At 44.1% G+C, this 12,585-nt stretch carries 12 protein-coding genes; all 12 read left to right on the forward strand.

From position 1 onward, the window contains the following. Positions 1 to 184: 184 nt before the first annotated feature. The 12 genes from ggt (at position 185) to MHB83_RS11085 (ending at position 12,532) form a co-directional block, all read left to right on the forward strand. Positions 185 to 1,936, forward strand: coding sequence for a gamma-glutamyltransferase (gene ggt, locus MHB83_RS11030; RefSeq protein WP_137054745.1), 1,752 nt, complete (start codon positions 185 to 187; stop codon positions 1,934 to 1,936). 459 nt (positions 1,937 to 2,395) lie between these two features. Continuing rightward, positions 2,396 to 2,863: a PTS sugar transporter subunit IIA gene (locus tag MHB83_RS11035; RefSeq protein WP_106029849.1), complete on the forward strand. Its 468-nt coding sequence runs from the start codon at positions 2,396 to 2,398 to the stop codon at positions 2,861 to 2,863. A gap of 53 nt (positions 2,864 to 2,916) precedes the next feature. Further along, positions 2,917 to 4,290, forward strand: a complete 1,374-nt coding sequence (locus MHB83_RS11040) for a PTS transporter subunit IIC (RefSeq protein WP_003210771.1) — start codon at positions 2,917 to 2,919, stop codon at positions 4,288 to 4,290. Between the two features lie 19 nt (positions 4,291 to 4,309). Next, on the forward strand, positions 4,310 to 4,588 hold the full coding sequence (locus MHB83_RS11045) for a PTS sugar transporter subunit IIB (RefSeq protein WP_003212259.1): 279 nt from the start codon (positions 4,310 to 4,312) through the stop codon (positions 4,586 to 4,588). 66 nt (positions 4,589 to 4,654) lie between these two features. Then, complete coding sequence (locus MHB83_RS11050) at positions 4,655 to 5,101, forward strand: hypothetical protein (RefSeq protein ID WP_003211419.1); 447 nt, start codon at positions 4,655 to 4,657, stop codon at positions 5,099 to 5,101. Further along, positions 5,098 to 6,129 (forward strand): alcohol dehydrogenase catalytic domain-containing protein, encoded by a 1,032-nt coding sequence (locus MHB83_RS11055; protein ID WP_310023441.1) that lies wholly within the window; start codon positions 5,098 to 5,100, stop codon positions 6,127 to 6,129. Before MHB83_RS11050 ends, MHB83_RS11055 begins: the two co-directional genes overlap by 4 nt. Before the next feature lie 182 nt (positions 6,130 to 6,311). Next, positions 6,312 to 7,295 (forward strand): pyruvate dehydrogenase (acetyl-transferring) E1 component subunit alpha, encoded by a 984-nt coding sequence (gene pdhA, locus MHB83_RS11060; RefSeq protein ID WP_003211858.1) that lies wholly within the window; start codon positions 6,312 to 6,314, stop codon positions 7,293 to 7,295. 31 nt (positions 7,296 to 7,326) lie between these two features. Next, complete coding sequence (locus tag MHB83_RS11065; RefSeq protein WP_034620051.1) at positions 7,327 to 8,307, forward strand: alpha-ketoacid dehydrogenase subunit beta; 981 nt, start codon at positions 7,327 to 7,329, stop codon at positions 8,305 to 8,307. Positions 8,308 to 8,324: 17 nt separating this feature from the next. Continuing rightward, on the forward strand, positions 8,325 to 9,647 hold the full coding sequence (locus tag MHB83_RS11070) for a dihydrolipoamide acetyltransferase family protein (protein ID WP_137054743.1): 1,323 nt from the start codon (positions 8,325 to 8,327) through the stop codon (positions 9,645 to 9,647). A gap of 12 nt (positions 9,648 to 9,659) precedes the next feature. Then, on the forward strand, positions 9,660 to 11,042 hold the full coding sequence (gene lpdA / locus MHB83_RS11075) for a dihydrolipoyl dehydrogenase (protein ID WP_284906264.1): 1,383 nt from the start codon (positions 9,660 to 9,662) through the stop codon (positions 11,040 to 11,042). Between the two features lie 25 nt (positions 11,043 to 11,067). Then, the gene (locus MHB83_RS11080; RefSeq protein ID WP_233421732.1) at positions 11,068 to 11,769 is read left to right on the forward strand and encodes an SDR family NAD(P)-dependent oxidoreductase; all 702 of its coding nucleotides are present in this window, start codon (positions 11,068 to 11,070) and stop codon (positions 11,767 to 11,769) included. Then, entirely contained in the window at positions 11,747 to 12,532 is a 786-nt protein-coding gene (locus MHB83_RS11085; protein ID WP_050945211.1) for an SDR family oxidoreductase, read from the forward strand. Before MHB83_RS11080 ends, MHB83_RS11085 begins: the two co-directional genes overlap by 23 nt. Positions 12,533 to 12,585 lie beyond the last annotated feature (53 nt).

Raw genomic sequence — 12,585 nt, forward strand, 5'->3', positions numbered from 1 at the left:
AAGACATGAAAGGATAGTGTCTTTATCCCTACTTAGTACATGTGTCATATGTTTTGAAAATCCGCTTTATATTTGGTGAATATAGGAAGATATAATGAAAAATTTAGAAATTTTAGAATAATCTATTGTATTCTGGTCAAGAAGTCGGTATGGTCAAAGTAAGAATATGGAAGGGGTGTTGTGTATGAAACGCATTTCTCTAACTATTTTGTCCATATGTCTGTTGGTTTTCTCGTTTTTTCTGCCTGTCAGTCAGGTCACTGCAAACGAAACTCATGGGAATAAAGTAGCTGTTGGGAAGGATGGCATGGTGGCTACTGCCCATCCACTCGCATCAGAAGTGGGTGCAGATGTATTAAAGAAAGGTGGAAACGCTGTTGACGCTGCTGTTGCCATCCAGTACGCACTGAATGTGACAGAGCCAATGATGTCTGGAATTGGTGGCGGAGGATTTATGATGGTTTATGATGGGAAGACAAAAGAAACATCCATCATCAATAGTCGAGAAAGAGCACCACAAGGCGCAACACCAGACATGTTTTTAACAGATGAGGGGAAAGTCATCCCGTTTGCTGAGCGATCCACACACGGTAATGCTGTTGGTGTTCCAGGGACTGTGAAAGGTCTTGAGGCGGCATTAGAAAAGTGGGGAACCCGCTCGATGAAGGAATTGATTAAGCCTTCCATTCAGCTTGCAGAGGATGGATTTGAAATCGATTCTGTTCTGGCAAAAGCCATTGATGATCATCAAGGAAAATTGAAAAAAACGGCCGCTGCGCCAATCTTTCTTCCAGATGATCAGCCGCTCAAAGAAGGAGACCTCCTAGTTCAGCCAGGTCTTGCAAAAACATTTAAGCTCATTGCGAAAAAAGGAAGCAAAGCATTTTATGAAGGAAAAGTAGCAAAGGCACTTGCAAATACAGTCCAGGATTTTGGCGGGACGATGACAACTGATGACATTGGTCGTTATGAGGTCGAGACTGACAAGCCTATCTGGGGAGACTATAAAGGATACCAGCTTGCAAGTATGCCTCCACCAAGCTCAGGCGGGGTGTTTATGCTGCAAATTCTCAAAATACTTGACCACTTTAACCTATCTCAATATGACCTCAAATCATTTGAAAAATATCAGCTACTTGCTGAAACGATGCATCTCTCCTATGCTGACCGTGCTGCATATGCCGGCGACCCCGAGTTCGTAGATGTTCCACTAAAAGGACTATTAGACGATGATTACATTTCAGAAAGAGCCTCTCTTATTCAATTAGATCAAAAGAATCGTAACCCGAAAGAAGGAGATCCGTGGGCGTATGAGGATGAAAAAAATCCATCTCCTATTGTTCCACAGCCTGAAGATAAAACCATTGGTGAGACCACACATTTTACTGTTGCCGATCAGTGGGGAAATGTTGTGTCATTCACGACAACCATTGAACAGTTATTTGGTACAGGGATTCTCGTCCCGGAATATGGTTTCTTCTTAAACAATGAACTAACAGATTTTGATGCAAGACCAGGCGGAGCAAATGAAGTTCAGCCGAATAAACGACCATTGTCTAGTATGACACCGACCATCATTTTTAAAGATAATGAGCCTGTCATGACAGTAGGTTCACCGGGAGGAACGACCATTATTGCTTCTGTTTCACAAACCATTTTGAATTTGCTTGAATATGAGATGGAGCTTCAGGATGCAGTTGAAGAACCAAGAATTTACACAAACAGCCCAACTTCTTATCGTTATGAAGTAGGTGTCCCTCTCGATGTGAGAACAAAGCTTAATGACATGGGACATCGTTTCGGCAATTCGCCTATTGATATAGGAAATGTCCAAGCGCTACTCATTGATCGAAAAGCAGGAACCTTTACTGGAGTGGCTGACTCCTCGAGAAACGGAACTGCCGTTGGCGTCAATTTAAAGCTCTCTGCCCAATAAGAACATTTCCCGGGAAAAGAAGCGCCTCTTGAGGATGGCGTTTCTTTTTTATTTAAATAAATGAAACATAGCTGATCAGAGAGCGGAAGACGCTTCGCTATTTATGAAGTACAGGACTGTATGTATTTCGATGGCTAAGGGCCTTTTTTCCGTATGAATGATAATGTTGTTGCTGACATCAAAGAGCAAGTACTGAGTGATTAGAGAGAGGAAGTCACATTTAATAAGAAGTAGAGCAGAGTTGATGAAAGATGCAGAAGACTGCCTCTTTTTTTATAAAATTTTCCCTAGGAACATTGACTTATAATTTAGAATATTATAATATCTTTACAAAGGTAACAACATTGAACATTTTTCAGGATGCATATATGTAAGCGCTTTATAAAAGGTTCTATTCCAAAATGTTCTTTCTTTTTGTTACATGTGTTCATATTTATACCAAATGAAAGGAGTGGTTGTTTGAACAACTTGTTTGAGTTAGATGAACAGCTGATTAAGCTGCAGTACGATGCATCTTCAAGAGAGGAGGTGACCACATATTTAGCAGAGCGATTAGAAGCGGGAGGATATATTAAGTCGAGCTTTTTACCAGCTGTGCTTGAAAGAGAAAAAACATATCCTACGGGCCTTCCACTTGCGACCTTTGGGGTAGCAATTCCACATACAGATCCTGAGCATGTGAACAAACCGGCGATTAGTGTAGCCACTTTAAAGGAACCTGTCATCTTTCACAAGATGGGGAGCCCGGATGAAACTGTGCTGGCTAAAATTGTGTTCGTCCTAGCAATCTCTGAACCTAGTAAGCAGCTTGTGATGTTAGAGAAGCTCATGACACTTTTTAGAAAAGAAGAGGTGATGACGAAGCTGTCTGATATGACGTCGTATGAAGAAGCGGTTGCTGTGCTTCAGAAAGAATTAAACCAATAGCCTTTCACAAAATAATGTAAGCGCTTTATCTGAAAAATCCAGGAGGTGGATGTATGATCAAGCAAGCTGTCGATTTTATATTAGACCTTGGACCAACTATTATGCTCCCGATTATTATGACGCTTTTCGGTATGATTTTAAGGCAAGGCTTTAAGAAATCCTTCCGAGCCGGTATTACGATCGGAATTGGGTTTGTCGGTGTCAACCTTGTCATTAATTTGCTTGTGAGTGGCCTTGGGCCAGCAGCAAAAGCCATGGTTAATTCCCTTGGCCTAAAGCTCGATATTTTGGATGTTGGATGGCCGATTGGAGCGGCTATATCCTTCGGTACACCTGTTGCCCCTTTGATGATTCCTCTTGTGCTTTTGTTAAATGTCATCTTATTGTCCGTTAACTTTACAAAAACACTGAATGTGGATATTTGGAACTTCTGGCATTTGATTTTCGCAGCCTCTGTGACTTACTACGCTTATCATAATATGTTCTTGGCACTTGCTGTTGGTTTGATCGTCTCTGCTATCACGCTTAAATTAGCTGATTGGACGGCACCGACAATCGAACACCATTTTGGATTGAAAGGCGTATCGATGGCTCATGCTGAAACGGTCAACTTCGCACCGCTTATGTATGCGTCCAACCGTATCATTGACAAGATCCCTGGCTTAAACAAAATTCATGCTGATCCAGAAACATTGAAGAAACGTTTTGGTATTTTTGGCGAACCGCTTGTGATGGGTCTCATACTTGGTATCATTATTGGTCTTTTAGGCGGCTATGATGCGAAAGGCGTCATGACGCTTGGTATTCAAATGGCAGCAGTTCTTGTGCTAATGCCAAGAATGGTTGCGTTATTAATGGAAGGTCTTATTCCAATCTCTGAAGGCGCTCGTTCTTATATTCAAAAGCGCTTCCCTGGGAAAAATGTCTATATTGGTTTAGATACAGCGATTGTGATTGGTCATCCGGCGAATATGGCGGTAGCCCTTCTTATGGTGCCGATTACGATTCTACTTGCAGTCGTTCTCCCTTACAATGGCATGCTGCCGTTTGCTGACTTATCAGTTCTACCATTTACAGTTGTATGGGCAGTAGCAGCCGCTCGTGGAAACATTATTCGTGGTCTTATTAACAGTATTTTTACATTAATGATTGTCTTCTTTATCGCAACGAATCTCGCACCGCTTGCGACAACAATGGGGAAAGCAGTCGGGTTTGACTTCCCAGAAGGAGCCAATATGATTTCAGGTATTGACCTTGGTTCCCACGTCATTCCTTGGATCATGGTGAGACTTCTTGATCCGAGCAACCCGTACTTTATTGCAGCCATCATCTGTGCTCTGGCTTATGCGCTCCTATGGTACTGGGTGCGAAATGATATTAGAAAGCAGTATGCGAAAGAAATGGGCTTAGATCAGAAAGATCAATAAAAGAGCTGGAGGGATTCTTATGGCAAAGAAAATATTGGTTTCATGCGGAACAGCGGTTGCAACATCAACGGTTGTTGCCAAAAAGGTCGAAGAGACGTTAAAGGAAAAAGGATATGATGTCGTGGTGGAACAGTGCAAGGCATCTGAAGTCCCGCAAAAAGCGGAAGGCGCCGATTTAATCGTAACGACAACACCAGTGAGTGATACGAAAGGAACGCCTGTGATTCAAACATTATCCTTTTTAACCGGATTTGGCATTGAAGATGATATTGAAAAAATCATCGATCATATTAAGTAAACAATCATTCCATGGAGGAGCTTTGCTTTCCCGGCTCCTTCTATGTATCTGAAAGGAGGACGTCTCATGCAGCATCATGCTTATAGCCGAACGTCTGCAGTGTTGTCTATTTTTCTTCCAGCCGTACTCATCTGTCTGTTTTTTCTTTGGTCTCTTTATACGTTAATGTCAGCAGGGCCTGAACCGTTAGCTGTGTTAGGCGTTTATACGCTGCCTATCCTCATGCTTTCTAGCATCACTGGGCTGAACCAGCCGACAAACGTCATCATTAGTGAAGATAAACTCAAAATCGGAGCGTTTGGCAGATGGCACACATATGCGGTCTCTGATATTAAAGGAAAGCTTTTTATCAAGCCATACCCTCATATCGGAAAAGTCTATGTCAGGGTGGGCCCATCTCGCATATTCGGAGGACGTTACTGGATATCCAGTGAGATGAGTGAGTACAAGCAGCTTGTGCAAACGTTGCAGGATTTTGCGAAAGGTGATGAAAAGGAGGATGCAGCTACATGAAATCAGCTGTCTTTTATTCTTCAGAGGACATTCGGTATGAGGAGCGGAACCGGCCTGCGATTGGTGCTGATGAAGTGCTATTAAGAATGCGTGCCTGCGGCTTATGCGGCACAGATATTTACAAAGCAACACATGAGACGGTACCTCCTGGAACGGTACTAGGGCACGAAATCGCAGGAGATGTTGTTGAAACCGGAAAAAATGTGACAAATATAAAAACGGGAGACAGGGTTTATGTTGCGCACCATGTACCTTGCTTCACCTGTGACTTTTGTCAAAAGGGATTTTATACAATGTGTCCGCAGTTTGCAGCCACTAATGTAGAGCCAGGCGGGTTTTCAGAGTATATCCGCGTCCCTGCATTACATGTCAAGCACACAATGGGCAAGCTCCCGAATGACGTCTCATATGAGCAAGGGGCGATGGTAGAGCCAGTCGCCTGCTGCCTGCACGGTTTTGAACGAGCACCTGTTCATCCAGGAGATTCTGTACTGATCCTTGGAGCGGGGCAAATTGGCTGCATTCAACTACAGCTTGCCAAACATTACTTGGCTGGGAAAGTGATGATAACGGATGTGAATGAGAACCGGCTGCTGCAAGCGAGAAATTTAGGTGCAGACGTCGCTTTTCATCCAGCCTCTGAGCCGGTGGAAGACCGGGTCATGAGAGAAACAAATGGAAAGGGAGCAGACCTCGTCATTATTTCTGTTGGGAGTAGTGCGCTTTTAAAAGAAGCATTTCAATCGGTAGCGAGAGGCGGAACGATTTTAGTGTTTGCTCATTTTCCAAAGGGAGACGTCTCCATTCCGGCTGATCGATTTTTCCATGATGAAGTGAAAGTAGTAGGAGCCTATTCCTCACATCCTTATCACTACCTCGAAGCCCTTGAACTTCTAAGAGCAAAAGTGGTCAACACAGAAAAGATGGTGACGCATCGTTATCCGTTAAGTCAGCTCCTTCAGGCGATAGAATGCGCAAGGCACCCTGAAGGTGAGAGTGTCAAAATCATGATGTACCCAGATGAATGAGAACCTAGGAGATTGGAAGAGAAAGAGAAGTTCTTTAGAAAAGGGCTTTGCCTTTCTCTTTTTTTCTGATAAAAGATGAAAACGCTTAAAAATGAAAGAGAAATGCTTGACTTCAAAGATACTTAAACGTATGATAATTACAAATGTAACATATAAGAACAAATGTAAAGGGGAGAGAAGAAATGCAAAAACAAATCACTTTGCCTGAACAGATTAGTCATGAGAGATTAGCAGATTTATATAAACAAATGTGGTTAGTGAGATATTTTGATGAAAAGGTCGATCAATTCTTTGCCAAAGGACTTATCCATGGAACCACTCATTTATGTGTCGGACAGGAAGCGTCAGCTGTTGGATCAATTGCCGTATTAAAGGACGAAGATAAGATCGTCAGCACGCACCGTGGACATGGTCACTGTATTGCAAAAGGTGCAGAGGTCAATAAGATGATGGCAGAACTATTCGGACGTGAGACTGGCTATTGCAAAGGAAAAGGCGGCTCGATGCATATCGCTGATTTAGAAAAAGGGAACCTTGGCGCAAATGGAATCGTTGGCGGCGGTATCCCGCTGGCAACAGGTGCAGCGCTCACATCTAAAATGAAACAGGAAGGCTATGTTGTTCTTTGTTTCTTCGGAGATGGAGCGACAAATGAAGGCAGCTTTCACGAAGCGCTAAATCTTGCATCCATTTGGGATCTGCCTGTTGTATTCATTTGTGAAAACAATCAGTACGGCATGTCTGGCCCTGTAAAAGAAATGATCAACATTGAAGACATTTCAACAAGAGCAGAAAGCTATGGAATACCTGGGAAATCGATTGATGGAAATGACATGGTCGAGATTATGAACTCAGTAGATGAAGCAGTCAGCCGCGCAAGAGCTGGAGAAGGTCCATCACTTATTGAAATGAAAACGTATCGCTGGAAAGGTCACTCTAAGAGTGATGCGAAAAAATACCGTACACGTGAAGAAGAAACAGAGTGGAGACAAAAAGACGGAATCAAGCGCTTTAAGTCTCTCTTGATTGAACTGAATGTTTTGACAGAAGAGCAGGCAGCGGCCTTGCAGGAAGAAGCGAAGCAGGAAATTGAAGCGTCTGTAGAATTCGCTAAAAACAGTAAAGAACCGTCAATCGATACACTATTAGAGGATGTATACGCCTAATTAGGAGGGGAATCACGTGACAAAAACAACAGTGAGAGAGATTTCATATTTAGAAGCCGTTCGAGAGGCTATGAGTCAGGAAATGAGAGAGAACCAAGATGTATTCATTTTAGGTGAGGATATCGGCGTATATGGCGGTGCTTTTGGGGTCACGCGCGGCATGATTGAAGAGTTCGGTCCGGAGCGCGTACGCAATACACCAATCTCTGAGGCTGCCATCGCAGGAGGTGCAGTCGGAGCGGCTTTGACAGGTATGCGTCCGATTTTAGAGCTTCAATTCTCTGACTTTATTACAATCGCAATGGATCAGCTTGTAAACCAAGCAGCCAAAACACGATACATGTTTGGCGGAAAAGGAAAAGTACCACTCGTTGTGAGAACACCAGCAGGATCAGGAACGGGTGCCGCAGCGCAGCATTCACAAAGCTTAGAAGCGTGGATGGCTCATATTCCGGGATTAAAGGTAGTTCAGCCTTCAACAGCTTATGATGCCAAAGGACTTTTAAAAGCAGCAATGGATGATGACAACCCTGTCATTTTCTACGAGCACAAGCTTTTATATAAAACAATCGGCGAAGTGCCTGAAGAGCCTTATTCGATTCCTTTAGGGAAAGCTGATGTGAAAAGAAGCGGGAAAGACGTCACAATTGTAGCAACAGCGATTATGGTACACAAAGCATTAGAAGCGGCGAAGGAACTAGAAGCAGAGGGAATCGATGTTGAAATCATTGACCCAAGAACACTTGTCCCATTAGATGAAGAAACCATTATCGAATCTGTGAAGAAAACAGGTAAATGTATCGTGGTTCATGAGGCGGTCAAACGAGGCGGCTACGGCGGAGAGATTGCAAGTATGATAGCGGAAAGTGAAGCGTTTGACTATTTAGATGCGCCGATTAAACGACTTGGCGGCCTTGCAGTTCCAATACCATACAACCCGACACTGGAAAAAGCGGTCATTCCACAAGTGCCAGATATTATTGAAGCAGCAAAAGAGCTTGTACGCTCTTAAATAAAGGGGAGAAGATCATGCCAAAAGAGATATTTATGCCGAAGCTAAGCAGTACGATGGAGATCGGAACCTTGCTTCAATGGTTGAAAGAAGAAGGAGATTCGGTTGAAATCGGTGAGCCTCTTTTTGAAATTATGACAGACAAGATCAACATCGAGGTGGAAGCCTATGATGACGGCATTTTTCTAAAGAAATACTACGAAGCTGATGATCAAATTCCAGTCAATGCTGTCATTGGATATATCGGAGAGGCAAATGAACAGGTGCCAAGCGAGCCGCCAGCACAGGCTGATGAAGATTCCTCAGAAAGCGGCGAATCGTCTTCACCAGACACGGCATCATCCAGTTCTACTGAAGCCCCAAAAACATCTGATGAAAAAGTACGTGCCACGCCCGCAGCGAGAAAAACGGCAAAGGATCATCATGTGGCGATTCAAGAGGTATCTGGCACAGGGCCAAAAGGCAGAGTCCAAAAGCGGGACGTCGAGGCAGTCGTTCATTCTAGCGAGAAAGACCAGCGCGTCTCACCACTTGCAGAAAAAGTCGCTGCTCGTGAAGGAATTGATTTAGCAGCAGTTTCTGGATCTGGCGCTCACGGTAAGATCATGAAGAGTGACGTACAAGCAGCAACGCAAACAAAAGAGGCTTCGCCTGTGAAAACACAAAAATTAGCTGGCATGAGAAAAGTGATTGCTGATCGCATGTCACAAAGTGCCTTTACAGCACCGCACGTCACATTAACAAGTGAAATTGATATGACGAAAGCGAAAGAAGTTCGTCAGCAGTTACTTCCGGCGATTGAAAAAGAGACAGGCTACCGGCTGTCGTTCACAGAAATCATCATTCATGCGGTCAGCCATGTACTCACGCGCCACCCGCAGATCAATATGACATTTGAACAAAATGAGCTCCATTTCCATGAAGATGTACACATCGGTCTCGCTGTTGCAGTGAAAGACGGCTTGATGGTACCAGTCATTTCTCATGCGAATCAAAAAGGATTAAAACAACTGACAAAAGAAGCGAAAGAAATTGGCCGAAACGCACGTGATCAAAAACTACTTCCTGACCAGCTGAAAGGGTCCACTTTTACGATTAGTAACTTAGGCATGTATGCCATTGATACCTTTACCCCGATCATTAATCAGCCAGAAGTGGCGATTTTAGGTGTAGGACGGATTCAAGATAAACCTGTTGCAGTAGATGGAGAAATTCAGGTGCGGCCAATGATGGGTGTCAGTTTATCGTTTGATCACCGAGTAGTAGATGGCGCACCAGCGGCTGCCTTTTTAACAGACCTTAAAAAAGTGCTTGAACAACCATTTGAATTGCTAATGTAGGAGATGAATCGGATGACGAAAACGTATGATCTGACAGTCATTGGCGGAGGGCCTGGCGGGTATACTGCCGCCCTTCAAGCGGCTGAGCGCGGACGGAAGGTTGCTTTGATTGAGGAGGATTTTCTAGGCGGTACTTGTTTAAATCGAGGCTGTATCCCTTCAAAAACCCTGCTGAAACATGCAGAAGTCATTGAATCAATCGAGAAGGCGAAAAGCTGGGGAATCGAAACAGGTGACATGATTCTTTCCTTCGATAAAATGAGAAAGCGCAAAGATGAAGTCATTGAAAAGCTCAGAGGTGGAATCGCCTTTTTATTAAAGCAAGGAAAGATTGATGTATATAACGGCAGAGGCACAGCGGTGACAAAGCACCGGATTGAGATTGAAAAACAAGATGGATCAGAATCGATTGAAACGAAAGAGTTAATCATTGCTACTGGATCTACACCAGCTATTCCGCCAATACCGGGGCTTAAAGATATTTCATTTGATACAAGTGATACAATCTTTGACATCCCAGATATTCCTGCTTCTGTCGTCATTATTGGCGGAGGCGTCATTGGTCTTGAGCTTGCTTGTATCTTCCAAAGTCTTCAATCAAAAGTCACCATTATTGAAGCGGCACCGTCCATTATCCCACAAGAGGATGAAGAAGCATCTAAGCTGCTAGAAAGAGAACTCAAGAAAAAGGGCATCCATATCGCGAAGAAAACCACTGTGACAGAGGTGACGGAAAGCGAAGGAGTCAAAGCGGTTCATGCAACAGATGATAAAGGGGAGACGCACATCTTTACAGCGGAAAGACTGCTTGTCTGCGTTGGAAGAAGACCGAATGTATCAGCTGTTAACCAGCTTGATCTTCAGCATGATGGTCCGTTTATCAAGGTGAATGATCGGATGCAGACAAGTGCTGAAGGTGTATACGCAGTTGGGGATGTCGCCGGCGGTTATCAGCTGGCTCATGCGGCGATGGCAGAGGCTGCTGTTGCGGTCAGCAATATTTGCGGCGTGCCTGAAAAAATGAATGCTGATATTATGCCTAGATGTATTTATACATTACCAGAGGTGGCAAGTGTTGGTCTTACGGAGAAAGAGGCAAAAGCTAAAGGGCTCAGCGTACAAACTGAACGATTTGATTTAGCGGCAAGCGGTAAAGCGTTAGCGGCAGGTGTTCAAACAGGCTTTATTAAATTGGTGTACGATACAGCATATGGTGAAGTGATCGGTGCAACGATGGTTGGTCCGCATGTCACAGAAATGATTTCAGAAGCTTCTTCCTTTATGTATTTAGAAGGAACAGCAGAAGAGATGGCGAAAATGATTCATCCGCATCCGACCATCTCAGAAGGTTTTTATGAAGCAGCTCTTGATATCGTGAGTAAGCTGAGAAAATAAATGCCAAACAAGGGATAGGGAGGAGATGCATGTGCACGTCCAGCTTCATCAGAAAGCGGCACTTGTGACAGGTAGCACAGATGGATTTGGAGAAGCCATCTGCCTGGCTTTAGCCCAGGCAGGTGCACATGTTTTTTTACACACATTTCATGATGAATCAAAGGCTAGAACCATTTGTGAAGACATACAAAAAATGGGCGGTCAGGCGAGTATCATCATGAACCCGCTAGAAACGCCGCGTGATGCCACGCGTATGCTGAGGCAAGTGATCGATACGTGCGGGAAACTGGATATTTTGGTCAATCAAGCAGCGCAAGGAGCTGAGGCGGAGCTTGATGCCGCTCACCCTAATGAGTGGATGGACGAAGTGGAAACAGCTGTGAATACTGTCTTTCTTTCCAGTCAAGCTGCCGTATGGCACATGGTTGACCAGAAAAAAGGCTGTATTATTAATATATCGTCATCAGGCAGTATCACAGGTGATGGCGGGATTTCACATGCGACATCGAATTCCATGCTGAATGCCATGACAAAAGGGCTGGCGCGAGAATTTAAAGACAAAGGCATTCGGGTGCTCGCCTTATTACCGCCCCCTCTCCATTTGATTCCTAATGCAGAGCAAATCAAGGAGACTGTGGCCCATATGACGGTCTTTTTAAGTACATCATATGGCGCATTTACTGATGGTGCAGCGATTATGCTTGATGGGGGTGAGAGTGCTGGCTAATGATCAAAAACCGGTTCTCATCGTTGGTGGTGCCCAAGGGATTGGAAAGGAAATTGCCGAGCGTTTTTTAAAAGAAGGGCACAGAGTGGCTGTGTCTGATATAGATGAACAAGGACTTTCACTTTTAAAAAAACAGCACTCTGAGCTGCTGACATTTCAAGCTGACGTTTCATCGTGGGAAAGTGTTCAGCAGATGATCTCAGCAGCTGAAAGGGAGCTAGGCGGCATTGCTCATCTTGTGTATTCAGCAGGGATGACAAAATCACTTCCTTTTTTAGAAGTCGATTTTTCACTTTGGAAAAAGACACTGGCTGTGAACTTGTATGGTCTTTACTATTGCATCAAAGCGTCAGCACCTTATATATGTGAGCGGCAAGAAGGAAGCATTGTCGTGATTGGATCAGGATCTGCTATCACTGGCTCAGGCGGTGGAATTCAGTATTACGCCTCAAAAGCAGGTGCTTTTGGCCTGATGCGTTCGCTTGTAAAGGAATTAGGGGCACACCATGTGCGTATCAATGTGATTGCACCCCGCGTGATTGAATCTCAAATGCTTGATACGCTCTATCCTACTGAGGTGGAGAAAAGGCAGCTACAATCGCTCATTCCTGTCGGGAGATTAGGTAGACCAGAGGATATCGCAGGACTCACTTTATTTCTTACAAGTGAAGAGGGAAGCTACTTGCACGGACAAATTATCCTGTTAGACGGCGGGAGAACGTATCAGCCAAAATATACGGAGGGAAAAAGAGCGGAGAGGTAATCGCTCTTTTTGTCATTTTCATAACAATTGTGCCAATTAGAAACGAATGTTTG

It is taken from the genome of Bacillus sp. FSL K6-3149, from assembly GCF_038630515.1.
Lineage (GTDB): Bacteria > Bacillota > Bacilli > Bacillales > Bacillaceae > Bacillus > Bacillus pumilus.

Excerpts from the sequence above, each read along its gene's own strand:
- pdhA (WP_003211858.1), top strand. The coding sequence starts at position 6,312 with ATGCAAAAACAAATCACTTTGCCTGAACAGATTAGTCATGAGAGATTA.
- MHB83_RS11055 (WP_310023441.1), top strand. The coding sequence starts at position 5,098 with ATGAAATCAGCTGTCTTTTATTCTTCAGAGGACATTCGGTATGAGGAG.
- MHB83_RS11050 (WP_003211419.1), top strand. The coding sequence starts at position 4,655 with ATGCAGCATCATGCTTATAGCCGAACGTCTGCAGTGTTGTCTATTTTT.
- MHB83_RS11080 (WP_233421732.1), top strand. The coding sequence starts at position 11,068 with ATGCATGTGCACGTCCAGCTTCATCAGAAAGCGGCACTTGTGACAGGT.
- MHB83_RS11040 (WP_003210771.1), top strand. The coding sequence starts at position 2,917 with ATGATCAAGCAAGCTGTCGATTTTATATTAGACCTTGGACCAACTATT.
- ggt (WP_137054745.1), top strand. The coding sequence starts at position 185 with ATGAAACGCATTTCTCTAACTATTTTGTCCATATGTCTGTTGGTTTTC.
- MHB83_RS11045 (WP_003212259.1), top strand. The coding sequence starts at position 4,310 with ATGGCAAAGAAAATATTGGTTTCATGCGGAACAGCGGTTGCAACATCA.
- MHB83_RS11085 (WP_050945211.1), top strand. The coding sequence starts at position 11,747 with ATGGGGGTGAGAGTGCTGGCTAATGATCAAAAACCGGTTCTCATCGTT.
- lpdA (WP_284906264.1), top strand. The coding sequence starts at position 9,660 with ATGACGAAAACGTATGATCTGACAGTCATTGGCGGAGGGCCTGGCGGG.
- MHB83_RS11070 (WP_137054743.1), top strand. The coding sequence starts at position 8,325 with ATGCCAAAAGAGATATTTATGCCGAAGCTAAGCAGTACGATGGAGATC.